Below are 26,255 nucleotides of genomic sequence, written 5' to 3'. Positions count from 1 at the left end.
GTGCCGGCGGTGGGCCGTGTCTGGCCGGTGGGGGTGCGGCCGCCGGTGCTCCGGGGCTGGGAGCCGCCGGCGACGGTGTACGGGCCCGGGCACCGGGGCGTCGACCTGGGGGCGCCGCCGGGCGCCCCGGTACGGGCGGTGGCGGCGGGCCGGGTGTCCTTCGCGGGCCCCGTGGCGGGACGGGGCGTGGTGTCGGTGGAGCTGACGGGAACCGGCGCCCCGCCCCTGCGGACGACCTACGAGCCGGTGCGCGCCTCGGTGAGGAAGGGCGATGAGGTACAGGCCGGCGAGGTGGTCGGCACGGTGGAGGAGACGGGACCGGGAGGCGGCTCGCACTGCGGAACCGGCTGCCTGCACTGGGGCCTGCTGAGAGGAGAGACCTACCTCGACCCGCTCCTGCTGCTGCCACCGTGGCTGCTGAACGGCGGCCCGTCGAGACTGCTGCCGGTGCTGGGGGTGCCGCTGCCGAGGTAGCCGGGTGCCCGCGGACAGTCGTGGCGGGAAGGTGCCCCCTGCCCGAAGGTGCTCGGCGACGAGGCACCCCGCCGCCGTGGGCCAGTGACCAACCCGGCCCCAGCGTGGGTCCCTGCCCGGCCCCGGCGCCCGGCGCCCGGCCGAGCCTCAGCCGCGGACCCCTCGCAGCGCCATGCACACCGCCGCCTCGGCCACGACGGAAGGTTCTTCGGCGGCACCCAGCTCGATCCTGCGCACGGCCGCGTCCACCACGCCCTGCAGCAGCATCGCCGCCAGCCGGGGCTGCCCGTGCCCCAGCTCCCCCAGGGCCTCGACGATCATCGCGACGAGCTCGCCGTGCGCGGCGCGGATCTTCTCCCGCGCCCCCGCGTCCAGCTCGCTCGCCGAGATCGCCACCACGGCCCGGTGACGGCGGTCCCCGACCAGTTCCAGCTGCTTGCGGACGTAAGCCCCGACCTTGCCCTCCGGCCCGTCGGCCGCGGCCATCGCCGCCGAGACCTCCGAGGCCCACACCGGGAAGTCGACCGCGCACAGCTCCTCGACCACGGCGGCCCGCGACCGGAAGTACTCGTACACCGAAGACCGCGCCAGCCCCGTCCGCTCGGCCAGGGCGGGGAAGGTCAGCGCCTCCGTCCCGCCTTCGGACAGCAGGGTCCGCGCCGCGTCCAGCAGGGCGGCTCGCTGCATCGACCGGTGCTCGGCCACGGAGGCCGCTCGAATCCTTGGCACGTCAACCACTGTACGGACGCGCCACCCGGGACGGGGCCGTGCGGGGCCGTGCCGCCCCGTTCGGCCGGATCACCGCCCGAAGCTCGCCAGCTTGGCGCGCAGTTGCAGCACCGACTTGGTGTGGATCTGACTGACCCGGCTCTCGGTCACCCCGAGCACGTTGCCGATCTCGGCGAGCGTGAGGCCCTCGTAGTAGTACAGCGTGACGACGGTCTTCTCCCGATCGGGCAGGGTGTTGATCGCCCGGGCCAGGAACCGGCGCAGCTCCCGGTCCTCGGCGACCTCCACCGGGTTGTCGGCGGCGGTGTCCTCCAGCGTGTCCATGAGGCTCAGCCGATCGCCGCCCTCGCCGCCCACGTGCAGCAGCTCCTCCAGCGCCACCACGTTGGCCAGCGACAACTGGCTGAAGACCGCGTGGAGTTCGTCGACCGCGATGCCCATCTCGGCGGCCACCTCGCTCTCCGTCGGAGTGCGCCGCAGCCGGGCCTCCAGCGTCGCGTACGCCCGCTCCACGTTCCGCGCCTTCTGCCGCACCGAACGGGGAATCCAGTCCAGCGCACGCAGTTCGTCGATCATGGCGCCCCGGATCCGGGTGATCGCGTAGGTCTCGAACTTGATCTCCCGGTCGATGTCGAACTTCTCGATGGCGTCGATCAGCCCGAAGACCCCCGAGGACACGAAGTCGGCCTGCTCCACGTTGGGGGGCAGGCCGACACTCACCCGCCCCGCCACGTACTTCACCAGCGGCGAGTAGTGCAGGATCAGCTGCTCGCGCAGCCGGTCGTCCCCCGTCGCCTTGTACGACCGCCACAGCTCGTCGAGCGTCGAGGGAGCGGGCGGCCGCACGCTGCCACCGTCACGAGCGGCTGGGGGGATCGCCGCCCGGTCGGGGCCGGAGGTGTGCTGGGGCATTCGTCGCCTTGTGCCGTTCTGCCGTGGGGTGCGGCTTCCTGGGTGAGTTGTCGTATGGGTCGTGGATCGGGTTTCTGCATCGGAACCACGTGAGCGTAGCGTGACTGGAGTGTCGCGGTGCGCGAACGGCGAGGCGCGGGGCGTGCGCAGATTCGTTCCGCAGGGCGCTCCACCGGGTCACCCACGTCACCCTGGGTGACCGGTGAATCGCTCAACTGCGGGAATCCGCGCAGCCGTCGACGTTCCCCCGGACGGCCGAACACGCTGGGTCAGCACCCCTCCCGGCCGACTCGGACGGAGATCATCGCCTGGCGTGTCAACTTCCATCCGTCGTCATGTCGTTCGACATAGCCAAGCGATCGGAGTTCGTACAGTCGCGCGACGACGTCGTCCGCCGTCGTCCGGGCGCCGCGGGCGATCTCCGCGGCGGTGGCCGCGCCGCGCCCGGGGAGCGCGGCCAGGACCTGCCGGGTGTCCCGTTCCAGCAGGTCGCGCGGGAGCACGGGGCCGTGCCGGTCCGGCGCCAGCTCACCCATGTCGCCGACCAGCTCGACGACTTCCGCCGCGTCGGTGACCAGCGCCGCCCCGCCCCGCAGCAGCTCGTGGACGCCGGCGGAGAGCGCGCTGGTGGCCGGGCCGGGGACACCCATGGTGTGGCGGCCGAGCCGCTGCGCCGCCCGGGCGGTGACCAGCGAACCGCTGCGGTAGGCGGCCTCCACGACCACGGTGCCCCGGGTGAGGGCCGCGATGACTCTGTTGCGGACGATGAACCTGCTCGGTGTCGGATGGTCGCCGGGAGGCAGCTCTCCGACCACCAGTCCCTGCTGGGCGATCCTGTTGATCAGCTCGGTGTGCCCGCGGGGATAGGGCCGGTCGACGCCGCAGGCCAGGACGGCGACGGTGGCGCCACCGCTGCCGAGCGCGCCGCGGTGGGCGGCGCCGTCGACTCCGTAGGCGCCGCCGGACACCACCACCCAACCGCGTTCGGCGAGGCCTGCGGCGAGGGTGGCGGCCATGTGGGCGCCGTACTCGGTGCAGGCCCGGGCGCCGACCAAGGCGACCGACCGCAGGGCCCATATCCGCAGGCTGGGCCGGCCGCGCACCCACAGTCCCACGGGGCGGGCGTCGCCCAGGTCGTCGAGCTGGGCCGGCCACTCGGTGTCGCCGGGGCGCACGAACCGCACGCCGGCCTCCCGAGCGACGGCGAGGTCCCGTCCGGGATCGGCCCGCGCGGCCCGCGCGCACATGCCGGCCCACCGCTTCTCGGACATCCCGGCGAGCGGCGGCGTGCCCTCCCGCAGCCGCCGGGCCACGGCCACGGCGCCCAGCTCCCGCACCCACCGGCCCCCGGTGGCGTCCCCGGGCTCGACGACACGGCTGAGGAAGACCCGGGCGAGCAGGTCGCCCTCGGCGTCCCGGGCGAGCAGGTCACGCGAGGCGTCCCGGGCGAGCAGGCCGTGCTCGGCGTGCTGGTCGCGCAGTTCCTGCCCGGCATTCGCCTCGCGCCCGGCACTCGTGTCCCGCTCGGCGGCCCGGTCGGCCTTCGGGTCGTGCTCGGCTTCCCGATCGTGCCCGGCGCTCCGGTCGGGGCTGTGCGGGGTGCTCATGCGCGCGCCCCGATCGCCATGGGCGCGCCGCGCGGTACTCCGGTGCGCAGTTGCAGCGCCAGGGCGACGTCGGTCGCGTCCGGCCGGTCGTGGCCGGCGAGGTCCGCCACGGTCCAGGCCACCCGGAGCACCCGGTCGAGCCCGCGGGCCGTGAGGACACCGCGTTCCAGGTTGCGCTCGGCCTCGTCCAGGGCCCCGGCCGCCGCGTGCCAGCGGCTGCGCAGTTCACGCCCCGGTACGTCGCTGTTGGTCCGCCAGGGCGTGCCCGAGAGGCGTGCCGCCGCGCGTTCGCGGGCGGCACGCACCCGGTCGGCCACCGTCGCCGTGGACTCGCCCCGGGCGTCGCGGGTGAGCTCCGACCGGGTGACCGGGTCGACCTCGACCCGCAGGTCCACCCGGTCGAGCAGGGGCCCGGAGAGCCTGGCCTGGTAGCGGCGGATCGCCGAGGGCGGGCACTCGCACATGCTGTCGCGCTGCGAGAACCGGCCGCAGGGGCACGGGTTGGCGGCGAGCACCATCAGGAACCTCGCGGGGAAGCGCACGACTCCGGCGCTGCGCGCGATCACCACGTGTCCGGCTTCCAGGGGCTGGCGCAGGGCGTCCAGGGCGTGGCTGCTGAACTCCGGGGCCTCGTCCAGGAAGAGCACGCCGCGATGGGCGAGGCAGACGGCGCCGGGGCGGGCCACGCCGGGTCCGCCGCCGACGAGGGCCTGCATGGTCGCGGAGTGGTGCGGGGCGCAGTAGGGGGCGACGTCGATCAGCGGTTTGCCCGGTGGCAGCAGCCCGGCCACCGAGTGGACCGCCGTGACCTCCAGGGACTCCTGCCGCCCGAGCGGGGGCAGGACCGCGGGCAGCCGCTCGGCGAGCATGGTCTTGCCCGCGCCGGGCGGTCCCTCCAGGAACAGGTGGTGCCCGCCGGCCGCGGCGACCTCCACCGCTGTGCGCGCGGAGATCTGGCCGACGACGTCGGCGAGGTCGTGCCCGTGGTCCTGCTGGGCGGCGCCCACGCTGTGCATGCCGGTGGCCGCGCCGGTACCGGGGACACGCAGTCCGGCGAGGAGCGGGTCGGGCCGTCCCTGCTCGTCCGGGTCCTCCTCGGGCACGGGTTCGTCGGTCAGTACGGCGATCAGCTGGCGCAGGCTGCGGACGCCGAGCACGGAGACGCCCGGCACCAGCGAGGCCTCGGCCGCGGCGCACTCCGGCACGACCACCTGCTCGTAGCCGGCGTCCGCGGCGGCCAGCACCGCGGGGAGGATGCCCCGCACAGGGCGCACCCGGCCGTCCAGGCCGAGTTCTCCGATCATCACGATGTCGGCGAGCACCCGGGGGTCGATCCGCTCGGCGGCACCGAGCACCGCGCAGGCCACGGCCAGGTCGAAGCCGCTGCCGGCCTTGGGCACCGAGGCCGGGCTGAGCCCCACGGTGAGCTTCTTCTGCGGCCACTCGGCATGGGAGTTGACCACCGCCGCCCGCACCCGGTCCCGGCTCTCGGTCAGGCTCTTGTCCGGCAGTCCCACCAGGGTGAAGGCGGCCACGCCGGGTTCGAGGTCGGCCTGGACCTCGACGACCACGCCCTCGACGCCGACGAGGGCCACGGAGCACGTGCGCGCGAACCCCATCAGGCCGCCCCCCGCACATGCTCGACCACGGGCGCGCCGCGCCGGGGCAGCAGGACGCCCACCAGGTCGATCCGGACGCCTCCAGGGGGCGCTCCGCCGTGGGACTGGATCCAGCGCTCGGCGAGGCCGCGCAGCCGCTCGGCCTTCTCCGGCGTGACGGCGGCCATCGGATGCTGGAAGGCGCCCGCCCTGCGGGTCTTCACCTCGCAGACGACCAGGACGTCACGGTCCAGGGCCACGATGTCGATCTCGCCGGTCCTGCCGCACCGCCAGTTGCGCTCCAGGACCGTCATGCCGGCCCGGGTCAGCCGCCGTGCGGCCAGGCCTTCTCCGTACCGGCCGAGTGCGCTGCGTGCCTGATGTGTGCTCATGTCGGCACCACCTCCGGCGCCAACGCTCATGCATCCGGCCCGGCGTAGTGGATCTTGGTGGGCTACTCACCGGTTGTGGACAACTCCATCACTCACACGAGTGGTCCTCTCCGGCACGCCCCGCCCGCGCCCGGGCAGCCGTCACCCGCTGGGCAGCTCCAGATCGCTCTTGTTCAGCTCCTCAATGTTCACGTCCTTGAATGTGAGGACACGCACCTGCTTCACGAACCGGGCCGGCCGGTACATGTCCCACACCCAGGCGTCGGCCATCGTCACCTCGAAAAACACCTCGCCCTGAACCGAGTGCACCTGCATCTCGTAGTCGTTGGTGAGGTAGAAGCGGCGCTCGGTCTCGATCACGTATTTGAACAGACCGACGACATCGCGGTACTCCCGGTAGAGCTTGAGCTCCATCTCGGTCTCGTACTTCTCGAGGTCCTCGGCGCTCATGGCATGTTCCCCTTCAGCCGTACGGTCCCCCCATTGTGCGCCAGTCCCGCGAGCCCCTAGACGATTTCGGTGTCCAGAGTCACGGGCCCGGCCGGAGGACCTTCGTCGAGCAGTGTGCGCAGCAACTCGGCGAGTCTGGTCGGATACACCGTCTCATGTGACTGGGCCAGTTCCCGACACGTCCACCAACGCGCTCCGGCGACGCTGCGCCGCTCCAGTTCCGTCAGGGCCGTGGCCGCGGTCGCCGTCTGCGTCGTACGGGCCAGGTAGTACCACTCGTCCTGGTCCCAGCGGCGGCCCGCGAACGGGAAGGAGCAGCGGCGGCGCCACAGCACCGGGCCGAGCTCGACCTCGGTGATGCCGGTCTCCTCCGCGAGCTCCCGCAGGGCGGCCTCCTCGCGGGTCTCGTCGCCCTCCAGGCCGCCGCCGGGCGTGAACCACCAGTCGTCGGCCGGATCGCCCGGCTCGTGGCCGTGCAGGAGCAGGATGCGGTCCGCGGGGTCGAGCAGGACCACCCGGGCCACCTTGCGCGGCCCGCCGCCGTCCTCGGGCAGGCCCTCGTGCGGGTCCAGGCCCGTGTCCGTGGTCTCAGCGGACACCGGCCGGCTCCGTCCGGGTGCGGGCACGGGAGCGGCCCATCCGCTTGGCGATCGGACCGTAGGCGCCGCCGGCGAGGACCAGGACGGCTCCGGCGACGATCAGCAGGACGATCGTGCTCAGCGGTCCAGGCCGGGAGAGCGTGCCCAGCGTCTCGAAGCCGGTGGGGCGTTCCAGCATGCCCTTCATGGGCCAGACGACGGCGTCCACCCGGGCGGTCACGTCACTGCGCGAGACGGTGCCCTGGGTCGCGTCGTCGAGGTGGGCGGTGGAGTCCAGGGAGCCCTCGCGCTCGTCGCCGAGCAGGAACAGGCGGCCCTCGGGCACCTTCACGGTCGGGAAGTTCTTGATCTCGGCGACGCCGCCCTTCAGGTACGGCTCGTCGATCTGCTTGCCGTTGACGGTCAGCTTGCCCTGCGTGCAGCAGGAGACCGTGTCCCCGCCGACGGCCACCACGCGCTTGACCACGGGCGCGTTCTGCACCCAGTTCTTGTCACGGAAGACGACGACGTCGCCGCGGTGCACCTCGCCGCCGTCGACGCGCTGGGCCAGCACCCGGTCGCCCATGCCGATGGTCGGCGTCATCGAAGAGGTGGGGACGGTGTACGGCCGGTAGATCACCGCCGCCCACGCGAATCCGCCGAGGAACAGCACCAGACCCAGCGCCACGGCCAGCCCGGACAGTCGCTGTCCCGTCCTGCCGCCCGCCGGGACCCTGCCTGTGCCGCCGCTGCGCGGGGCCGTACGCGTCGTGCTCTCGCCACCCATGGACCCGCACCCTACCGGGCGGTACCGAGACGGGGCAGCCCCTCCCGTGCCGCGGGGACACAGCTCCACGACGGCTTCACACAGGGCGGGCGGTACGCGCGGAATGCCCGCGACCGCCGACGGCTGCCCGAGGCTCGGCCTCGGGCAGCCGTCTGCGGTCGCGGGCGCGCGGCTCAGCGGCTCCCGGTGGCCGTCACCGTGTCGCCCGTGACGCTCTCGGCCTTCGAAGTCCGCCTGCGGCGCCACACCACCAGCGGTACGGCCGCGCTGAGCGCCACGCCGCTCGGGGCCACCGTCAGGGCGCCCGCGGTCGAGGACTGCTGGTTCAGCCCCGGCTGGTCGAAGGTGTCCGGAACGGGCAGGGTGCCCCAGCGGTTGACCGGCCAGGCCCGCACGATGGCGCGGCCGACGACGTCCTTGACCGGGACCATGCCGTGGTGCACGTCGGTCTGGTTGTAGCGGGAGTCCCGGGAGTTCTGCCGGTGGTCGCCCATGACCCAGATGTAGCCCGGGGGCACCGTGACCCTGAACTGGCCGCCCTGGTCGTCGTTGCTGCACGGCGTGTTGCCCGGGTAGACGTACGACCGCTCGTCGAGCGCCTTGCCGTTGACCATGAGGGGGCCGGTGCCCCGGCACTCGACGGTGTCGCCGCCGACGCCGACGACGCGCTTGATGAGGTCCTTCTCCTCCGCGGACGGCATCAGGCCGATCCAGCTGAGCACCGTCTGCACGGCGTTGGGCTTGGCCGTCGGCTCGCCGGCCAGCCAGTCGTCCGGGTCGTGGAAGACGACGACCTCACCCCGGTCCGGCTCGGAGCCGAACCAGGGAGTCAGCTTGTCGACCAGGACCCGGTCTCCGCGCTGCAGGGTGTCCTGCATCGAGTCGGACGGGATGGAGAACGCCTGCACGAGGAAGGTCTTGATCAGCAGCGCCAGCACCAGCGCGATCCCGATCAGGATCGGCAGCTCCTTCCAGAAGGAGCGGGGCTTCTTCTCTGCCGGGGGGGTCTCGTCGGTCCCGTGCTCGTCGGTCTGGTTGTGCTCCGTCACCCTGCCGTCCTCGGCTGTTTCGCTCTCACTCCCGGAGGTCACGGCGTGGTGCGCAGCGGGGACCGCCGCGTCCACGGGGTGTCCGCGGTGCTCCTCGCCGTCGCTGCCGGACCGTGCGCCGACCGCCACATCCCCCACGCCAACTCCTTACTCCGTGCCGCCGCCCACGCCGCGCCTGGCGCAGGCCCACCACTCCCATAACGAGCGGGAGTTCCGCAGGGCTCGGGAGCTGAATCGATCCGTTGGGATCGTCCGGTGCAACCCTATGCGACAGCCGGGCGGCGGCGGTCGACCCTGCCGCCGCGTCGGACACGGCGCTGAAGGTTTTCGGCTCCTTGAGCGTGCTCCAGTGCCCGAGCGGCCAGCCGATGACCATGGCCCGGCCCACCACGGATTTCTCGGAGACCGTGCCGCCATACGGGGTGTTCCGGTGCACCCGCGAGTCGGCCGAGTCGGCCCGGTGATCGCCCATCACCCACAGCCGGCCCTGGGGAACGGTGATGTCGAACGGGGTTTCGGAGGGGGCGTTGCCCGGATAGAGATAGTCGCCCTCGTTCAGGGGAACGCCGTTGACGGTCACCCGTCCCTGCGCGTCGCAGCACTTGACGTGGTCGCCGCCGACCCCGACCACCCGTTTGATGAGGTCCTTCTCGTTGTCGGACGGCAGCAGGCCGATGAAGGTCAGGCCCTCCTTGATCTGCTTGACGCCGACCGGGTCGTTCTTCTTCGGGCTCTGCTCGTCCGCCAGCCAGCCGCCCGGGTCGTGGAAGACGACGACGTCACCGCGCTGCGGCTCGGAGCCGAACCACGGGGTGAGCTTGTCCACCAGCACACGGTCACCGATGCGGATCGTCTGCTCCATGGAGCCCGACGGGATCACGAACGCCTGCACGAGGAAGGTCTTCAGCACCAGGGCTATGAGGACCGCGACACCGACGAGGAGAGGGATCTCCCGGACGGCGGATCGCCTGCGCTTGCGCTTGACCTTGCGCTGCAGCTTGCGCCGCTCCGCGCGGGTGCGGCCGCCGGGCGGGGCACCGGCACGCCGGGCCCCGGTGGGCAGCAGGTCGTCGGCGGCGCTGACCGGCGCGCCGCGTGGTTTCCCGCGGCTACCCATGGGCGCCGTCCGCGTGGTCGGCGGCCGGCACGCGCGCGTAGGCGCCGGGGCGGGTGAGGTGGGTCCAGTGACCGAAGGGCCAGACGATCCAGTCGGCCCGGCCGACCACGTCGCCGACCGGGATCATGCCGCCGCCCGGGGACCCCAGATGGTCGCGGGAGTCGCTGGAATTGCTGCGGTGGTCACCGAGGACGAACAGGGTGCCCTCGGGCACGGCGATGTCGAAGGGCACGGCGGAGGGGCTGTCGCCGGGGTACAGGAAGGTCGACTCGTCGACCGGCCGGCCGTTCACCTCGATCCTGCCCTCCTTGTCGCAGCACACCACGTGGTCTCCCCCCACTCCCACAACGCGTTTGATGTAGTCGGCGTGCCCGAAGTAGCCGGTGCCGTCGAACACGACGACATCGCCGCGCCGCGGCTCGGCACCGAAACGGTACGCCAACTTGTTTACGAGAACGCGGTCCCCGATCCTCAGTCCCTGCTCCATCGATCCACTCGGGATCTGGAACGGTTGCAGGACGAACGTGTTGACGAGCAGCACGAGGACCAGGCAGAGCAGCACGGTCAGGGTGATCCGCCCACCGGGCAGCCAGTCGGTGATCGGTGCCACCAACGACGAACGCGACCGGTCCTCCTGCCCCTGCGCGTCGGGAGCCTGGTCGGCTCCGGCGTCGGAGGGGCGGGAGGAGCGGTCGCGCTCCGTCGGCTGTGCTTCGGTGTCCATCGGGGCGGAATGCTATCCCGCCCCGCTGAGAACCCGTGTCGAACCCGTGTTGTGGTACGGGCTCGCGAAAAGCGCTCAGCTCTCGCGCTTCTCCTTGATCTTCGCGGCCTTGCCGCGCAGCTCGCGGAGGTAGTACAGCTTGGCGCGGCGCACGTCACCCCGGGTGACGAGCTCGATCTTCTCCACGATCGGGGTGTGCACCGGGAAGGTGCGCTCGACGCCGACGGAGAAGGAGACCTTGCGGACCGTGAAGGTCTCGCGCACGCCGGAACCCTGGCGGCGGATCACCACGCCCTTGAACTGCTGCACACGGGAGCGGTTGCCCTCGATGACGCGGACGTGGACGTTGACGGTGTCGCCCGGGCGGAAGGCGGGGACGTCGTCGCGGAGCGACGCGGCGTCGACGGTGTCGAGCAGGTGAGACATTTCGTCTGCTTTCTTCGCCGATGCCACAGGTCATCAGCGGAAACTAGGGATTTCCAGAAGAGGACTGCCGTGCGGTCGGGGCGGGCGTCGTGTCCCCCTGTGGCAGGGGCGCACGCCGGACGGCGCACAACAGCGGCCTATTCTTCCACGTCGTCGGCCCTGCGCCAAAATCGACCGTGCGATTCCCCCTCGGGATCGGGGGCCCAGCCCAGGATGGACAGCATCTCGCGGTCCTTCTTGTCGAAGGCCTTGGGGTCGCAGCGTTCGATCAGGTCGGGCCGGTTGGCCGTGGTGCGCCGCAGCGCCTCGTCGCGGCGCCAGCGGGCGATCTTCCCGTGATGGCCGCTCAGCAGCACCTCGGGGATGCCTCGATCGCGCCACCGGGGCGGCTTGGTGTAGACGGGGCCCTCCAGCAGGCTCGCCATGGCACCGGGCGCGAAGGAGTCGTCCCGGTGGGACTCGGCGTTGCCGAGGACACCGGGCAGCAGCCGGGCCACGGCCTCCGTGACGACCAGGACGGCCGCCTCACCGCCGGCCAGCACGTAGTCGCCGATGGACACCTCGTAGACGGGCATCCGGGTCGCGTACTCGTCCATGACCCGGCGGTCGATGCCCTCGTAGCGAGCCGGTGTGAAGATCAGCCAGGGGCGTTCGGAGAGCTCGACGGCGAGTTCCTGGGTGAACGGGCGCCCGCTGGGTGTGGGGACGATCAGTGCGGGCGCGTGGGAGCCGGTCTCGTAGCCGTCGGCGAGGACGGAGTCCAGGGCGTCGCCCCAGGGCTCGGTCTTCATCACCATGCCGGGACCGCCGCCGTACGGCGTGTCGTCGACCGTGTTGTGACGGTCGTACGTCCAGGCGCGCAGATCGTGCACGTGCACCTTCAGCTGCCCGCGCGCGCGTGCCTTGCCCACGAGGGAGACGTTCAGCGGCTCCAGGTACTCGGGGAAGATCGTGACGACGTCGAGCCTCATGCGTCCTCGTCCCCGGCGGAGGTGCTGTCGTCCCTCGACGATGCGATCTCGGCCCGGTCGTCGATCAGGCCCGGCGGCGGAGCGATGACGGCCCGCTGCTCCTCGAGGTCGATCTCGGTGACGATCTCCTCGACGAACGGGATCATCACCTCGCTGCCGTCGGGGCGTTCGACGACGAACAGGTCCTGGGAGGGCAGGTGCGAGATCTCGGTGATCCGGCCGACCGTCTCGCCGTCCTCGGTGACCACGTCGAGGTCGATCAGCTGGTGGTCGTAGTACTCGTCCTCCTCCTCGGGCAGCTCGTCCGGGTCCACCTCGGCGATCAGGAGGGTGTTGCGCAGCGCCTCGGCGGCGTTGCGGTCGGCCACGCCCTCGAAGCGCAGGAGGAGCCGGCCGCTGTGCACGCGGCCGGTCTCGATGGTGAGGGGCCCCGTCGACGCGGGGTCCGTGAGCAGTACGGCGCCGGGTGCGAGCCTCAGCTCCGGCTCGTCGGTGCGCACCTCTACGGTGACCTCGCCCTTGATGCCGTGCGCACGGCCGATGCGAGCGACTACCAGCTGCACTGTGCTTGCTTCTCCTGGTCTACGACTACGGGCCGGGGACGGCCCTCAAGCCCTCCCCGGCCCGAGCCGGTTGCGATAAGCGTCAGCGGACGTGGTCCACGTCGACGAGGTCGACGCGGACACCGCGACCGCCGATGGCGCCCACGACGGTGCGCAGGGCGCGTGCGGTACGGCCGTTGCGGCCGATCACCTTGCCGAGGTCGTCGGGGTGGACCCGGACCTCCAGCACGCGTCCGCGACGCAGGTTGCGCGAGGCGACCTGCACATCGTCAGGGTTGTCGACGATGCCCTTCACGAGGTGCTCAAGCGCCTCTTCGAGCATGCTGCTCAGGCCTCGGTCGACTCGGACTCGGCGGCCGCCTCGTCCTTCTTCTCAGCCTTCTTCTTCTGGGTGATCGCCTCACCCTTGCCCTCGTCGTCGCCACCGAGGGCCTCGAACGACGGACGCGCGGCCTTCTCCTCCGGCTGCAGCAGCGGCGCAGGGGCGGGCTCGCCCTTGAACTTCTGCCAGTCGCCGGTCTTCTTCAGGATGGCGAGGACCGGCTCGGTCGGCTGGGCGCCGACGGAGAGCCAGTACGCCACACGCTCGGCGTTGACCTCGATGCGCGAGGGGTTCTGCACCGGGTGGTACAGACCGATCTCCTCGATGGCCCGGCCGTCACGGCGGGTACGGGAGTCGGCGACGACGATGCGGTAGTGAGGCGAACGGATCTTGCCCAGACGCTTCAGCTTGATCTTGACTGCCACGGGAGTGGGTTCTCCTGGATTTGACGTGGTTGGGCACGGCGGAGTCGCCGCGTGGGGTTGCGGTACCCGAGTGCCCGATGGACGCGTCAGCCGGAGGAGAGAGGGGTCCTGTGCGGCTGTCGAGTACAGCTAGTCATTGTGCCATACCCCGCGGGTCGCCCCTGGCGGAGGGTGACCCGGCCGCGCGCGGGCATACCCGATCCGCACCCGGCTTTCCGGGTGCTTCGGGTGCTTCCCCCGAGATGCGGCTGCCACGAGCAGCCGTATCTCAGCCGGCGGCCGCCCCCACGACCTCCGGGATCCTGAACGGCTTGCCGCAGCCGCCGCACATGATCGGGGCCTGGGCCAGGACCGAGGGGACCACGCGGACGTTACGGCCGCAGTCGCAGACCGCCTTGACCCGGACTCCGCCGCCGGAGGAGCCGTGACGGGCCGCCGGACCGCGGAAGGTACGGCCGGTGTCGGCGGACGTCGCGGCCGTGTGCGCCTTCAGGGCGCGCTGGAGACGCTCGATCGTCGGGCGGTAGCGCCGCTTCGCCTCGGGGCTGAGCGTGACCAGGGAGAAACCGCTGCTCGGGTGCGGCTCCTCGGGGTGGTCCAGGCCCAGCTCCTCGGCGATGGCGAGGAATCGGCGGTTGTGGTAGCGGCCGGCGCGGGAGGTGTCGCGGACCCCGCGCGCGGCGGCGATGCCGTGGACTGCTTCATGAAGCAGCCGTTCGAAGGAGAGTTCGTGTCCGCACGCGGACGACGACTCCCCGATCAGGGACTCAGGCGCGGCGAGGTCGGGCAGCTCGGGGTGGTACCGCTGAATGTCGGCCCACGCCTGCGCCAGCTCCGCGGCGAGAACAGGTGGTGTCTGTGTCGTGCTCACGTAATGACAACGAGCGGGGGTGCCACTGTGTTCCTATTCCGGGGCATCCCAAATAATTTGCACGTACCCGTCAGTTGCCGCTGATGCGTCCTGACGAGGGCGGGTGCGCTGATCTGCGGAGAAGCCGCACAGCTCGTACCAAGGTGGTGCGTAGCCCCGCGTACGCACCCGCGCGTAGGACCGGCTCGCACACCGGTGCGCATGTCCTCCCACGATGTGCAAGAGGCGTTTCGGCCGCTTCCCCGGCGGAAGCCTGTACCTGGGTAAGCGTGCGCGACGACCGTGACGTTACCGGGCGCGTCCTCGGCGTCCCGCACCGGCCCGCCCCGGGGCGGGACGTACGGCTCGGCGAGGCCCCGGTTACCGGACTGTGAAATCTCGGGCCAGGCGCCCGGAACGGAACAAGCATGACCTCACGACCCCTGGACGCAGTGGGGAGCGGGGAGTTACCTGGCATACGGAAGTGCGGCGCACTGCACGGGGCCACGGAATCGGGCAGCGGCGTTTCTCGGCGGATTGGGGCGCTTATCCATGACACCTACGCTCGTGCGGCAGCACGCGGGACACGCGGGGCCGGTGCCCCAGGTGGATCCGCGGGCACGCGCGCGTGACTGGTCCGAGATCCAGGAACGGATGCTGGTGCCGCTCTACGAGGCCGTCTACGAGCGGCTGGAAGTGGGCTGCGGCACCCGGCTGCTGGCTCTCGGCTGCGGCTCGGGGCTCGCCCTGCTCATGGCGGCGTCCAGAGGGGCGGCGGTCACCGGTGCCGACCCCTCCTCGCCCGAACGGCTCGCTCTCGCACGGCAGCGGCTGCAACCGGAGGCGTGGGGCACGCGCGCGCGTGCGGAGGTCCGGACCGCGGGCGTCCGGGTCGTCGACGGACCGCTCGACGACCTCGCGGGTCTCGCGGACCATGCCGGTGTCCGGACGCCCCGGTACACCCTGGTGACCGCCTTCGAGCCGATCGGGGGCCTCGCGGGCGACTCGGAGGGGCTGGGCGCACTGCTCGCCGCGGCGACACCGCTCGCCGAGCGCGGGGCGCCCGTGGTGCTGGCCGGCTGGGGGCCGCCGGAGCGGTGCGCCACCTCGTCCGTGCTGCGGGTGGCGACCAGGCCGGACGATCCGGCGCGTGGCACGGGGGGCCCACGTCCCCCGCTGCGCGACGAGATGGAGGAGGTGGCCCGGCGCGCCGGGCTGCGCCCGGACGGCTCCGGGCGGGTCGCCTGTCCCTTCGGGTATGCCGACCTGGACAGCGCGGTCCGCGGCATGCTCTCCACGGGCCTGTTCGACGCGGCGATGGTGGCGAGCGACGAGAACCAGGTCGAGAAGGAGCTGGCGGAGGCCCTCCACGCGCACCGTCGGTCCGACGGCACGGTGTGGATGCCGAACGTGTTCCGCTATCTGATCGCGCGGATCCCCTAGACATCGGATCCAGACGTCCGGATCCAGACATCCGGTATCCCCTAGACGCCTCCCTGGACGTCGTCGGTTCCGGCCGGACGTCCGTTCCCCCGGACGTCCGTCAGCGGCGCGGGCTCCGCCTCCGCCTCCAGGTCCTTCTTCAGGCGGGTGACGCCGGCGACCCGGTAGGCGTCGGCCTCCTCCAGCGTCTCGTTCTCCAGCAGGGCCGCGGCCAGGGCGTCCAGTTGCCCTCGGTGCTCGCCCAGCTTGCGGCACGCCTCCTCGTAGCACTCGTCGACGATGCGCCGCATCTCGGTGTCGATGGTGTCCAGGGTCTGCGGGGCGGCGGCGAGCCCGTAGGCCTGCTGGGCGTCGTTGGGCAGGGCCGACAGACGGCCCAGGTGCTCGCTCATGCCCCAGCGGGCCACCATCCCGCGCGCGATGTTGGTGACCTGCTCCAGGTCGCTCTCCGAGCCGGTCGTGATCACGCCGTAGACCACGTGCTCCGCTGCCATGCCGCCGAGCGCGCCGATGATCCGGCCGCGCAGGTATTCCTCGGTGTACGCGTACTTGTCGGACTCCGGCGTCGACAGGGTCACGCCGAGCGCCCTCCCGCGCGGCACGATGGTGATCTTGCGGACCGGGTCGGCGCCGGGCTGGAGCATGCCGAGCAGGGCGTGCCCGCTCTCGTGGTACGCGGTGCGCCGGCGTTCCTCCTCGGGCATCACGAGGGCGCGTTCGGCGCCGAGCTGCACCTTCTCCAGCGCCTCCGAGAAGTCGGTCTGGGTGACCGCGCGCTGCCGTCGCTTGACCGCGAGCAGGGCGGCCTCGTTGGCGAGGTTGGCCAGTTCGGCACCGGTCATGCCCGGGGTCGTACGGGCCACCCGGGCGAGGTCCACGTCACCGGCGAGCGGTATCTCCCGGGTGTGGATCTTCAGGATCGCCTCCCGGCCGCCCCGGTCCGGCGGTGCGACCTGGACCAGCCGGTCGAAGCGGCCCGGGCGGGTCAGGGCCGGGTCCAGGACGTCGGCGCGGTTGGTCGCGGCCAGCACGATCACGCCCTCGGAGCCGGAGAAGCCGTCCATCTCGGTCAGGATCTGGTTCAGCGTCTGTTCGCGTTCGTCGTGGCCGCCCATCGACGCGCCGCCGCCCCGCGCCCGGCCGATGGTGTCGATCTCGTCGATGAAGACGATCGACGGGGCCATCTTGCGGGCCTCCGCGAACAGCTCGCGCACGCGGGAGGCGCCGACGCCGACGATCATCTCGATGAACTCGGACGCGGACGCCGAGAAGAAGGGCACCCCCGCCTCACCGGCCACCGCCCGCGCGAGCAGTGTCTTGCCGGTGCCGGGTGGGCCCGTGAGCAGCACGCCGCGGGGCATCTTGGCTCCCATGCGGCGGTAGTCGTCGGGGTGCTTCAGGAAGTCGACGACGTCGTCCAGCTCGCCCTTGACCTCGTCGATTCCGGCCACGTCGGCGAAGGTCGTGCGCTGGGTCCCCGGCCGCAGCTCGACCGGCCGGGGCGGTGCCCTGCGGCCCAGCAGGCCGCCTGGGCCGCCCAGACCCGAGCCGATCCGCCGGGCGAAGAAGATCCACAGCACCGCGAGGACCGCGATCGGCGCCAGCGACAGCAGCAGGTTGGACAGGAGCCCGCGCTCCTGCACCACCGGTTGGGCGGTCACCGTGACGTGGTGGCTGGTCAGGCTCTGCCAGAGATTGTCGCCCGCGAAGGCCGGGCGCTGGGTCTTGAACTTCGTGTAGGTGCCGCCACCGCTCGGCTTGGCGCGGGGGCTCCTCAGCTGGCCCTGGATGGCGTCGCCCTTGGAGTAGATCGTGCTGACGTTGCCGGCGGTGACCTGCCTGCTGAACTCCGTGTAGGAGATCGTCGGCTCGTTGCCCGTGTTGTAGTAGCTCAGCCCGCCGTAGGCCACCAGGAAGACGATCACGGCGGTGACGAGCAGACCCCACCATCTGCCACGCATCTTTCGTCCGTCGGGCCGCTTCTGCGGCTCTTCCGGGGTACCTTCGGTGCGCCACGGCTGGTCAGGGGCCTTGCGTGGTGGCGCGGCATTGCTCATATCTGGACGTTACGGCACATGTCCAGCCCCGGCACGCGCTGAGGGCGCCCCCTGCGCAGGGGGCGCCCTCGACGTCGTACGACTGCCCTCGTGGCCCCGGTGGCCGTCAGCCCTCGACGGCCGTCGGCCCGTGAGCCTCGTGCATCAGCCCATGAACTTCTTGAACTCGTCCGGCAGCTCGAAGTCCTGGCCGCCCTGCTGCGGCAGCCCGAAGGCGCCACCGCCCTGGGCCGCGGCGGCGCGACGCTCGGCCTCCTCCTGCTCCTGCTGCTTGCGCTTCATCGGGTTGCCCGAGCGCTGCTTGCCCTTGGCCTTCTTCTGCTGCTTCTTCTGCCGGCCGGAGCCGCCGCCCATGCCCGGGATCCCCGGCATGCCGGGCATGCCGCCCCCCTGGGCCATGCGGGACATCATCTTGCGGGCCTCGAAGAACCGCTCGACGAGGTTCTTCACCGCGCTGACCTCGACGCCGGAACCCTTGGCGATACGGGCGCGGCGCGAGCCGTTGATGATCGTCGGGTCCTGGCGCTCGCCCGGGGTCATCGACTTGATGATCGCGGCGGTGCGGTCGACGTCGCGCTCGTCGATGTTGTTGATCTGGTCCTTGATCTGCCCCATCCCCGGCAGCATCCCGAGCAGCTTGCTGATGCTGCCCATCTTGCGGACCTGCTCCATCTGGGACAGGAAGTCGTCCAGGGTGAAGTCCTGGCCCTTCTTCGACGCCAGCTTGGAGGCCATCTTCTCGGCCTCTTCCTGGCTGAACGTCTTCTCCGCCTGCTCGATCAGGGTGAGCAGGTCACCCATGTCGAGGATGCGGGAGGCCATCCGGTCCGGGTGGAAGGCGTCGAAGTCGTCGAGCTTCTCACCGTTGGACGCGAACATGATCGGCTTGCCGGTGATCTGCCGGATCGACAGGGCCGCACCACCGCGGGCGTCACCGTCGAGCTTGGAGAGCACCACGCCGTCGAAGCCGACGCCGTCGCGGAAGGCCTCCGCGGTGTTCACCGCGTCCTGACCGATCATCGCGTCGACGACGAAGAGGATCTCGTCGGGGCCGACCGCGTCCCGGATGTCCGCGGCCTGCTGCATCATCTCGGCGTCGATGCCGAGGCGGCCGGCGGTGTCCACGATCACGATGTCGTGGACCTTGGCCCTCGCGAAGTCGATGGAGTCCTTGGCGACCTTGACCGGGTCGCCGACGCCGTTGCCCGGCTCGGGCGCGTAGACGGCCACGCCGGCGCGCTCGGCCACGACACTGAGCTGGTTCACGGCGTTGGGGCGCTGGAGGTCACAGGCGACCAGCAGCGGGGAGTGGCCCTGCTCCTCGAGCCACTTGCCGAGCTTGCCCGCGAGGGTGGTCTTACCGGCGCCCTGCAGACCTGCCAGCATGATCACGGTCGGCGGCTGCTTGGCGAACCGCAGGCGCCGGGTCTCGCCACCCAGGATGGTGACGAGCTCGTCGTTGACGATCTTCAGGACCTGCTGGGCCGGGTTCAGCGCGCGGGACACCTCGGCGCCGAGGGCGCGCTCCTTGACGTTCTTGATGAACGCGCGGACGACGGGCAGCGCCACGTCGGCCTCGAGAAGGGCGATGCGGATTTCGCGCGCCGTGGCGTCGATGTCCGCCTCGGAGAGCCGCCCCTTGCCACGCAGGTTCTTGAAAGTCGCTGAGAGGCGGTCGGAGAGAGTATCGAACACGGCGGCGTCGGTCCTCGGAGTCGGAGTCGTTTCGGGCTGCCCTCCAGGGTATCCGGCCCTGCAAGCAATTCGGTCCCACCCGCTGAAGACAGCGAGCAGGGACACACCGCCGCAGCGGCTGGAGGCGCCCGTCGTCCGTGCCGGCCTCGACGCGCGCCCCGGGCCTTCCCCGCCGTGGCGGGGAGCCACATGGGGCGAGTGCGGGCCGCGGCCACGAGGTCATGCCTGCAGCGCCTCCTCCAGTCTCCGAGCCACGGACGCCGCCTCCTCGCCGGGCAGCGGATCGCCCGCCGGGCCGGTGACGTAGAAGGCGTCGACGGCGTTCGCGCCCAGCGTGCTGACGTGCGCGCTGCGCACCCTCACCTTCGCGTCCTCCAGGGCCCTGCCGAGGCGGAAGAGCAGGCCCGGCGCGTCCTGGGCGCGGACCTCGATCACGGTGGCGTGCCGGGAGGCGGCCGGGGCGACCCTCACGCGCGGCGGGGGCGCCACCACGCCCCGGCGGCGCGGGTAGGCGGCGTCCCGCTCGGCGAGCCGGCCCGCGATGTCCAGGGAGCCGTCCAGGGCCCGGCCGAGATCGGCGCGCAGCCGGGCGGCCTGGGGCAGCGAGCCGTACTCGGCGGCGACCCGCCAGTTCAGCAGCAGGACGGCGCCGTCGTCGACGACGCCGGGCAGCTCCAGGCTGCGCAGCTCGGCCGTGCGGACCGTCAGCCGGTGCACGGCCAGCAGCCCGGCGACCGAGGGCAGCACGCCCGGCTGGTCGGGGACGGCGATCAGCAGTTCGACGCCGAGGGGTTCGGGTTCCCCGGAGGGGTCTCCCAGCGCTTCCCCGGGTTGCGGGCGCAGCGCCAGGACCGGGCCGCCCGTGCGCCAGGCCTCGACGGCGAGCCGTTCGTGCTCGGCGGTGGGCGCGGCGGCCGCCTCGGGCCCGTCGGGCACGTCCCCGGCGAGGACCGCGGAGACCCGTCGGACCAGTTCGGCGACGAGGGAGCCGCGCCAGGAGGACCAGGCGGCCGGGCCGGTGGCCAGCGCGTCCGCCTCGGTCAGGGCGTGCAGGAGTTCCAGCGTGCTCTGGGTGCCGACCGCCTCGGCGACCGCGCGGACGGTGGCGGGGTCGTCCAGGTCGCGCCGGGTGGCGGTCTCGACGAGCAGCAGGTGGTGGCGCACGAGGCCGGCGAGCACGGCGGCGTCGGCGCGGTCGAAGCCGATCCGTCCGGCCACGTCCCGGGCGATGGTCTCGCCGGTCACGGAGTGGTCGCCGGGCCACCCCTTGCCGATGTCGTGCAGCAGCGCGGCGACCAGGAGCAGGTCGGGGCGGCCGACCCGGCGGGTGAGCTCGGAGGCCCGCACGGCCGTCTCGATCAGGTGGCGGTCCACGGTCCAGACGTGGACGGCGTTGCGCTGCGGGCGGCAGCGCACCCGTTCCCAGTCGGGCAGCAGCCGGGTGATCACGCCCTCGGCCTCCAGCGCCTCCCACACGTCGACGGTGGGGCGGCCGGAGCCGAGCAGGGTGACGAGCTGTTCGCGGGCCTCGGCGGGCCAGGGCGTGGGCAGGGGGCGCGCGGTGGCGGCCAGGCGGCGTACGGCGTACAGGGAAAGAGGCAGGCCGGCCTGTGCGGCGGCGGCCGCGGCGCGCAACGGCAGCACGGGGTCGCGTTCCGGGCGCGCGGTCCGGGCGAGCACCACCTCGCCGTCCTGCTCGACCACGCCTTCGGCGAGAGGGGACCGCTCCGCCGCCGGTTTCCCGCCGTCCAGCGCCCCCCGCCAGTCGCCCGCCACCGCCCTTCTGAGGAAGTCGCTTCGCTCCCTTGCCTTTTCGCGCAGCCTCGGCCGCACAGCGCGCGACCTGATCACGCGCCCCACTTCGCGCCAGGTGACGTCACTGGCGTACGAGATGACCCGTGCCGCCTCGTACACCTGGCGCAGCAGGGCGTCGGCGTCGAGCAGGTCCAGTGCGGCGGCGACCTGGTCCTGCTCCTGCAGGGCGAGCCGGTCGGTGGCGCGGCCGGTCGTCAGGTGCAGGGCGTCCCGTGCGTCGAGCAGCCGGCGGCGGGCGTCGGCGAGCCCCTCGCGCGGGGCGTCGGCCAGCCAGGAGGCGGCCACGGCGCGCAGGGCGGTGGCGTCCCTCAGGCCGCCGCGGGCCTCCTTCAGGTCCGGCTCCAGCAGGTACCGCAGCTCGCCCTGGCGTGCGGCGCGTTCGGCGGACAGTTCCTGGAGTTCGGGGAGACGTCGGACCGCCTGGTTGCGCCAGTCGGCGAGAACCGCCGTGCGCAGCCCGGCCGTCAGGGCGGCGTCGCCCGCGAGGTGGCGGGCGTCCAGCAGACCGAGCTGGACCTTGAGGTCGTCCCCCGCGGTCTTGCGGGCCTCGGCCGGGGTGCGGACCGAGTGGTCGAGGGCGAGGCCGAGGTCCCACACCGGGTACCAGAGGCGGTCGGCGAGGGCGGCGACCGCGCCGAGGTCACCGCCGTCGTGCAGCAGGAGCAGGTCGAGGTCGCTGCGCGGGGAGAGCTCGCCGCGCCCGTATCCGCCGACGGCGACCAGCGAGACGCCCGGCGCCGGCCGTCCGTCCGCCGTCTCGGCCGCGACCGCGTCGAACAGGCCGGCGAGCCAGTCGTCGGTCAGCTCGGCGAGGGCCGCACGGCGCGGCGGCCCGGACCGCGCCCCCTCGGTGAGGAGTCGCAGCCGGGCGGCCGCGTAGCCACCGGGTCCCGGGTCCTGTGTTCCGTCCCGCACGTCCGTACCCGTCACCCGGCGACTCCTGTCCTCGTGCCGTTTCAGAGCGCGTCCGGGCCGCGCTCGCCGGTCCGCACCCGTACGGCCGTGTCGACCGGGAGGGACCAGACCTTCCCGTCCCCGATCTTGCCCGTGCGGGCCGCCTTGACCACGACCTCGATGAGTTGTTCGGCGTCGTCGTCCTCGGCCAGTACCTCGATACGGATCTTGGGCACCAGGTCGACCGTGTACTCCGCGCCGCGGTAGACCTCGGTGTGCCCGCGCTGACGGCCGTAGCCACTGGCCTCGGTGACCGTGAGGCCGTGGACGCCGAAGGCCTGGAGGGCCTCCTTGATCTCGTCGAGCCGGTGAGGCTTCACGACGGCGGTGATGAGCTTCATGCGTCCACCTTCTTGCTCTGCTTGCTCTGTGTGGCGGCGTGGGCGGCCAGGACGCCGGCGGCACCGCCGCCCGCGCCGCTGAAGTCGTACGCGGTCTCGGCGTGCTCGGCCCGGTCGATGCCGGAGATCTCCTCGTCCTCGGGGACCCGCATCCCGATCGCCTTGTCGATCAGGAAGGCGAGGACCGCGGAGGCGACCAGGGAGTAGGCGAGGACGGCGAAGACACCGGCGCACTGCTTCCAGAACTGGTCCAGGCCACCGCCGTAGAAGAGGCCCTTGACGTCGGACTGGCCCTTGCCGCTGGCGAAGAGGCCGATCAGCAGGGAGCCGATGACACCGCCGACCATGTGGACGCCGACCACGTCGAGGGAGTCGTCGTAGCCGAACCTGTACTTCAGGCCGACCGCCATGGCGCACAGCACACCCGCGACGGCGCCGACCGCGATCGCGCCGAGCGGGGAGACGGCGCCGCCGGAGGGGGTGATGGCGACCAGTCCGGCGACCGCGCCGGAGGCGGCGCCCAGCGTGGTGCACGCGCCGTGGCGGACCTTCTCGTAGCCGAGCCAGGCGAGCATGGCGGCGGCGGTGGCGATCTGGGTGTTGACGAACATCAGCGGGCCGACGCCGTCGTCGTTGCCGAGCCAGGAGCCGGCGTTGAAGCCGAACCAGCCGAACCACAGCAGGCCCGCGCCGAGCATGACCAGTGGAAGGCTGTGCGGGCGCATCGGGTCCTTCTTGAAACCGACCCGCTTGCCGATGACGAGGATCACGCCGAGCGCCGCCGCACCGGCGTTGATGTGCACCGCGGTGCCACCGGCGAAGTCGATGACGCCCAGGTCGAAGGCCCAGCCGCCGGTGCCCCAGACCCAGTGGGCGACCGGGAAGTACACGATCGTGGCCCACAGCACGACGAACAGCGACCAGGCGGTGAACTTCACCCGGTCGGCCAGGGCGCCGCTGATCAGAGCCGGGGTGATGATCGCGAACATCATCTGGAAGACGGCGAAGACGAAGACCGGGATGGTGTAGCCGGGCCACAGGTCCGTCTTGCCGATTCCGCCGAAGCCGACGAAGTCGGAGGTCCACCCGACGAGCGAGCCGTGGTCGCTGCCGAAGGCCATCGAGAAGCCGTAGAGCACCCAGAGAATGGTGATGATCCCGAGGCTGATGAAGCTCATCATCAGCATGTTGAGCGTGCTCTTGACGCGGACCATGCCTCCGTAGAAGAAGGCCAGGCCCGGGGTCATCAGCATCACCAGGGCGGAACAGATGAGCATGAAGCCTGTGTTGGCGGACGACAGCTTGGGTGCGTCCGCCGCCGCAAGCATGACGGCTGGAGCCATCGGCGTCTCCTCGTCGGTTGGTACGGCCCCGTGCGGGCGAAGCCTTGAGCGGTCCGGGCATCGGGTCCGGGCAGTGTCCGGGCCATGAGGGGTGGGCCGGTTATGCGCCATGAGATTGGCGCAGCACGGTTTCGGTGGACGCCCCTCGTTGTTTCGCCGGGGTGACGAAGGCGCCTCGCGTGTTACGCGTGGATGAATTGCCCGCGGACATGGGGCCGGCCGCGGCGGCCTTCCGATGACCTGGCATGGGGGAGCCGAGTCGGGCAGTTCGGGAGGGCCGGCCGCGGCCGGGGTCAAGGGGTGCCGTGCCGGGGTGCGGACGTCTTGGCAGGCCTCGGCGGTCTCAGACGGCCTCGGCGGTTTCGGGCAGCTCGGCGGCGAGCTGTTCGGTGAGGCCGATGACCTCGCCGAGGTCGCCGTACTCGCGTACGGCGTTGTCGACGGTCTTGCGGATGCGGGTGTTCACGCGCTCGGAGCGGACCTTCTTGGCCACCTGCATGGCCTGCGCGGCATACCGGGTGCTCTGCTCGGGCTCGCGCTGGAGCAGGTGGACCGTGGCCATGCCGATGAGGTTCAGCGCGTACGACCGCTGGTGTTCGTGGTCCTCGGCGAACAGTTGGACGGCCTTCTCCATCAGTGGCTCGGCCAGCGAGGCGTACGTGGGGCTGCGGCCGGCGACGTAGGCGAGGTCACGGAAGGAGTGGGAGTTCTCGCCGTACAGCTCGGCCTCGGAGAAGAAGCGGATCCAGTCGGGGTCGGGCTCGTCCCAGTCCTCGGCGTCGGAGAAGGCGTCCTCGGCCATCCGCACCGCGCGCTTGCACTTGCCGGGCTGGCCCATGTTGGCGTAGGCGCGGGCCTCCATCGCATACAGCATGGACTGGGTGCGCGGACTGGCGCAGTCGCGGCTACCGTACTGGGCGAGGTGGATGAGCTCCAGGGCGTCCTCGGGGCGGCCCAGGTGGATCATCTGCCGGCTCATGCTGGACAGGATGTAGGAGCCGAGCGGCTTGTCGCCGGCTTCCTTGGCGGCGTGCAGGGCGAGCACGAAGTACTTCTGCGCGGTGGGCTGGAGCCCGACGTCGTAGCTCATCCAGCCGGCCAGTTCGGCGAGCTCGGCGGCGACCTTGAACAGGCGCCTGGTGGTGGTCTCGCGCTGCGGCTCCTGGAGGAGGTCCGTCACCTCGTGCAGCTGGCCGACGACCGCCTTGCGGCGCAGGCCGCCGCCGCACTGGGCGTCCCACTGCCGGAACATCTTGGTGGTGGTCTCCAGCAGCTCAAGCTCGGGGCGGGAGAGCCGGCCGGGCCGGCGGGGCGCGGCGGCCGGCTCGGGCTCGCCGAGCGGGGCCGGCGGGGAGGGCACGAGCCAGCGCTGCAGCGGCTCGATGAGGGACGGGCCCGCAGACAGCACCAGCGACGTCCCGAGGAAGCCGCGCCGCGCCAGCATCAGGTCGCTGCGCGAGAACTCGCTGAGCAGGGCCACCGTCTGCGGGCCCGTCCAGGGCAGGTCCACGCCGGTCGCGGACGGCGACTGGCGGGCGGTGCGCAGTCCCAGGTCCTCCACGGAGACCACGCAGCCGAAGCGCTCGGAGAACAGCTCCGAAAGGATCCTGGGGATCGGCTCGCGCGGGTTCTCCCCGTCCAGCCAGCGCCGTACGCGCGAGGTGTCGGTGGAGATGTGGTTGGCGCCCAGCTGGCGGGCCCGGCGGTTGACCTGGCGCGCGAGTTCGCCCTTGGACCAGCCGCTGCGCACGAACCAGGAGGCGAGCAGCTCGTTCGGGCGCTTGTCCGCACTCGCAGCGTTCGTCCCGCTACCGCCTTTGCCGCTCACTGGAACGCCCCCATTCCTGAGACCACTTGTCGCCGAGTGCGCCAAGCCCTATCAGAATGCCCGTCAGTACCGCCGCCCGTCCCTCGGTTCTCACCCGTCGAACGGAAGGCCGACTTGCCTCCGGCATACCCACGAGTGCATGTGCCCCCAGGACTCGCACACTCACAGTAATCCTACGATCACGCGCTCAGCCATGGGGATCCCGGAAACGCCACCATTCGCCACCCCTTCGAATGAACTCTCGGTGGCCTTGGCGCGATTCACTTGACATAGGACAACCGCGGGCTGGTGGAGCGGTGCACACCGGGGCGCATGTTGCCGAGCGCACCACCCGGGGCGCTTCCGGACGCCGCCTGGACCGGGCGGAGCCGGGGAGGATCGCGAACAGAGAGTCACGATCCGCATCCGCGTCGTAACCATCGCGGCGGCGGACCCGTTGGAGGGGGCATGGGCTTCACGATCGGCGGCATTCGCGAGATCCGCTCCGGCGCGCGACGGCGCGGCCGGTCGTACCGTTCCTCGGAGTGCACGGTGGTGGCCGAGTACACGGGGCTGTGGGGCTGGGACGTGGTGCGGGGCGCGCGGGCCGTCGGTGGTGCCTGTTCCTGCGGCCGCACCGACTGCCCGGCTCCGGGCGCCCATCCTCTGGAGTTCGCGCCCGAGATCCCGGCCGGGGCCACCCTCGACGAGGTGACCAGGGCGTGGGCCGAGCTGCCGGGCGCCGCGGTGATGCTGGCGGTCGGGCGGGCGTTCGACGTGATCGAGGTCGCCGAGCCCACCGGGCGGCGCGCCCTGGCCCGGATGG

General features: G+C 72.0%; 26 protein-coding genes. 3 read left to right on the top strand and 23 right to left on the bottom strand.

Features of this window, described 5'->3' with window-relative positions:
• On the top strand, positions 1-474 hold a 474-nt coding region (locus BZY54_RS40050; protein ID WP_244217569.1), incomplete at its 5' end, for a murein hydrolase activator EnvC family protein.
• Positions 475-621: 147 nt separating this feature from the next.
• Here BZY54_RS40050 and BZY54_RS40045 read toward each other — a convergent pair.
• From BZY54_RS40045 to BZY54_RS39965, 17 genes are all read right to left on the bottom strand, one after another.
• Complete coding sequence (locus tag BZY54_RS40045) at positions 622-1,179, bottom strand: TetR/AcrR family transcriptional regulator (RefSeq protein ID WP_086730266.1); 558 nt, start codon at positions 1,177-1,179, stop codon at positions 622-624.
• A gap of 93 nt (positions 1,180-1,272) precedes the next feature.
• Complete coding sequence (whiG, locus tag BZY54_RS40040; protein WP_086730265.1) at positions 1,273-2,115, bottom strand: RNA polymerase sigma factor WhiG; 843 nt, start codon at positions 2,113-2,115, stop codon at positions 1,273-1,275.
• Between the two features lie 269 nt (positions 2,116-2,384).
• Entirely contained in the window at positions 2,385-3,722 is a 1,338-nt protein-coding gene (gene dprA, locus BZY54_RS40035; protein WP_244217568.1) for a DNA-processing protein DprA, read from the bottom strand.
• Positions 3,719-5,341 (bottom strand): YifB family Mg chelatase-like AAA ATPase, encoded by a 1,623-nt coding sequence (locus BZY54_RS40030; RefSeq protein WP_086730264.1) that lies wholly within the window; start codon positions 5,339-5,341, stop codon positions 3,719-3,721. The genes dprA and BZY54_RS40030 overlap by 4 nt, the downstream gene beginning before the upstream one ends.
• Positions 5,341-5,742 carry a YraN family protein gene (locus BZY54_RS40025; protein WP_086730263.1) on the bottom strand — a complete coding sequence of 134 codons (402 nt, stop codon included), beginning with the start codon at positions 5,740-5,742 and terminating at the stop codon, positions 5,341-5,343. The genes BZY54_RS40030 and BZY54_RS40025 overlap by 1 nt, the downstream gene beginning before the upstream one ends.
• Positions 5,743-5,853: 111 nt before the next feature.
• Entirely contained in the window at positions 5,854-6,162 is a 309-nt protein-coding gene (locus BZY54_RS40020; RefSeq protein ID WP_018544766.1) for a DUF2469 domain-containing protein, read from the bottom strand.
• A 56-nt stretch (positions 6,163-6,218) separates the two neighbouring features.
• Positions 6,219-6,761 (bottom strand): NUDIX hydrolase, encoded by a 543-nt coding sequence (locus BZY54_RS40015; protein ID WP_086730262.1) that lies wholly within the window; start codon positions 6,759-6,761, stop codon positions 6,219-6,221.
• A complete protein-coding gene (gene lepB, locus BZY54_RS40010; RefSeq protein ID WP_086730261.1) occupies positions 6,751-7,527 on the bottom strand; it encodes a signal peptidase I in 777 nt (258 codons plus the stop codon). Before lepB (BZY54_RS40010) ends, BZY54_RS40015 begins: the two co-directional genes overlap by 11 nt.
• Before the next feature lie 173 nt (positions 7,528-7,700).
• The gene (gene lepB, locus BZY54_RS40005; RefSeq protein ID WP_086730260.1) at positions 7,701-8,714 is read right to left on the bottom strand and encodes a signal peptidase I; all 1,014 of its coding nucleotides are present in this window, start codon (positions 8,712-8,714) and stop codon (positions 7,701-7,703) included.
• Complete coding sequence (lepB, locus tag BZY54_RS40000) at positions 8,602-9,693, bottom strand: signal peptidase I (protein WP_086730259.1); 1,092 nt, start codon at positions 9,691-9,693, stop codon at positions 8,602-8,604. The genes lepB (BZY54_RS40005) and lepB (BZY54_RS40000) overlap by 113 nt, the downstream gene beginning before the upstream one ends.
• Positions 9,686-10,417 (bottom strand): signal peptidase I, encoded by a 732-nt coding sequence (gene lepB / locus BZY54_RS39995; RefSeq protein WP_086730258.1) that lies wholly within the window; start codon positions 10,415-10,417, stop codon positions 9,686-9,688. The genes lepB (BZY54_RS40000) and lepB (BZY54_RS39995) overlap by 8 nt, the downstream gene beginning before the upstream one ends.
• Positions 10,418-10,492: 75 nt before the next feature.
• Positions 10,493-10,843: a 50S ribosomal protein L19 gene (gene rplS / locus BZY54_RS39990; RefSeq protein WP_086730257.1), complete on the bottom strand. Its 351-nt coding sequence runs from the start codon at positions 10,841-10,843 to the stop codon at positions 10,493-10,495.
• Positions 10,844-10,980: 137 nt separating this feature from the next.
• A complete protein-coding gene (gene trmD / locus BZY54_RS39985) occupies positions 10,981-11,814 on the bottom strand; it encodes a tRNA (guanosine(37)-N1)-methyltransferase TrmD (protein ID WP_086730256.1) in 834 nt (277 codons plus the stop codon).
• Positions 11,811-12,377 (bottom strand): ribosome maturation factor RimM, encoded by a 567-nt coding sequence (gene rimM / locus BZY54_RS39980; RefSeq protein ID WP_086730255.1) that lies wholly within the window; start codon positions 12,375-12,377, stop codon positions 11,811-11,813. Before rimM ends, trmD begins: the two co-directional genes overlap by 4 nt.
• A gap of 82 nt (positions 12,378-12,459) precedes the next feature.
• Positions 12,460-12,699 (bottom strand): RNA-binding protein, encoded by a 240-nt coding sequence (locus BZY54_RS39975; protein WP_003973401.1) that lies wholly within the window; start codon positions 12,697-12,699, stop codon positions 12,460-12,462.
• A gap of 5 nt (positions 12,700-12,704) precedes the next feature.
• Positions 12,705-13,124 (bottom strand): 30S ribosomal protein S16, encoded by a 420-nt coding sequence (rpsP, locus tag BZY54_RS39970; RefSeq protein WP_086730254.1) that lies wholly within the window; start codon positions 13,122-13,124, stop codon positions 12,705-12,707.
• A gap of 268 nt (positions 13,125-13,392) precedes the next feature.
• Complete coding sequence (locus BZY54_RS39965) at positions 13,393-13,995, bottom strand: hypothetical protein (RefSeq protein WP_086730253.1); 603 nt, start codon at positions 13,993-13,995, stop codon at positions 13,393-13,395.
• Between the two features lie 531 nt (positions 13,996-14,526).
• Between BZY54_RS39965 and BZY54_RS39960 the strand changes: the two genes are divergently transcribed.
• On the top strand, positions 14,527-15,417 hold the full coding sequence (locus BZY54_RS39960) for an SAM-dependent methyltransferase (RefSeq protein WP_086730252.1): 891 nt from the start codon (positions 14,527-14,529) through the stop codon (positions 15,415-15,417).
• Positions 15,418-15,458: 41 nt separating this feature from the next.
• Here the strand turns inward: BZY54_RS39960 and ftsH are convergent, their stop codons facing one another.
• From ftsH to nsdA, 6 genes are all read right to left on the bottom strand, one after another.
• Positions 15,459-17,474 (bottom strand): ATP-dependent zinc metalloprotease FtsH, encoded by a 2,016-nt coding sequence (gene ftsH / locus BZY54_RS39955; RefSeq protein WP_244217567.1) that lies wholly within the window; start codon positions 17,472-17,474, stop codon positions 15,459-15,461.
• Between the two features lie 144 nt (positions 17,475-17,618).
• Positions 17,619-19,169 (bottom strand): signal recognition particle protein, encoded by a 1,551-nt coding sequence (ffh, locus tag BZY54_RS39950; RefSeq protein ID WP_086730251.1) that lies wholly within the window; start codon positions 19,167-19,169, stop codon positions 17,619-17,621.
• Positions 19,170-19,388: 219 nt separating this feature from the next.
• The gene (locus BZY54_RS39945; protein ID WP_086730249.1) at positions 19,389-21,914 is read right to left on the bottom strand and encodes a [protein-PII] uridylyltransferase; all 2,526 of its coding nucleotides are present in this window, start codon (positions 21,912-21,914) and stop codon (positions 19,389-19,391) included.
• Positions 21,915-21,940: 26 nt separating this feature from the next.
• Complete coding sequence (locus tag BZY54_RS39940) at positions 21,941-22,279, bottom strand: P-II family nitrogen regulator (protein ID WP_086730248.1); 339 nt, start codon at positions 22,277-22,279, stop codon at positions 21,941-21,943.
• Positions 22,276-23,622, bottom strand: a complete 1,347-nt coding sequence (locus BZY54_RS39935) for an ammonium transporter (protein WP_086730247.1) — start codon at positions 23,620-23,622, stop codon at positions 22,276-22,278. Before BZY54_RS39935 ends, BZY54_RS39940 begins: the two co-directional genes overlap by 4 nt.
• A 343-nt stretch (positions 23,623-23,965) precedes the next feature.
• Positions 23,966-25,450 (bottom strand): transcriptional repressor NsdA, encoded by a 1,485-nt coding sequence (nsdA, locus tag BZY54_RS39930; RefSeq protein WP_086730246.1) that lies wholly within the window; start codon positions 25,448-25,450, stop codon positions 23,966-23,968.
• 447 nt (positions 25,451-25,897) lie between these two features.
• Between nsdA and BZY54_RS39925 the strand changes: the two genes are divergently transcribed.
• Positions 25,898-26,255 (top strand): bifunctional DNA primase/polymerase (locus BZY54_RS39925; RefSeq protein ID WP_341868727.1); only part of this gene is annotated, 358 nt, incomplete at its 3' end.

Source organism: Streptomyces carpinensis (genome assembly GCF_002154505.1).
GTDB classification, from domain to species: Bacteria; Actinomycetota; Actinomycetes; order Streptomycetales; family Streptomycetaceae; genus Streptomyces; species Streptomyces carpinensis.
The sequence above is the reverse complement of the archived record's forward strand: the minus strand, read 5'-3'. Positions and strand labels throughout refer to the sequence as shown.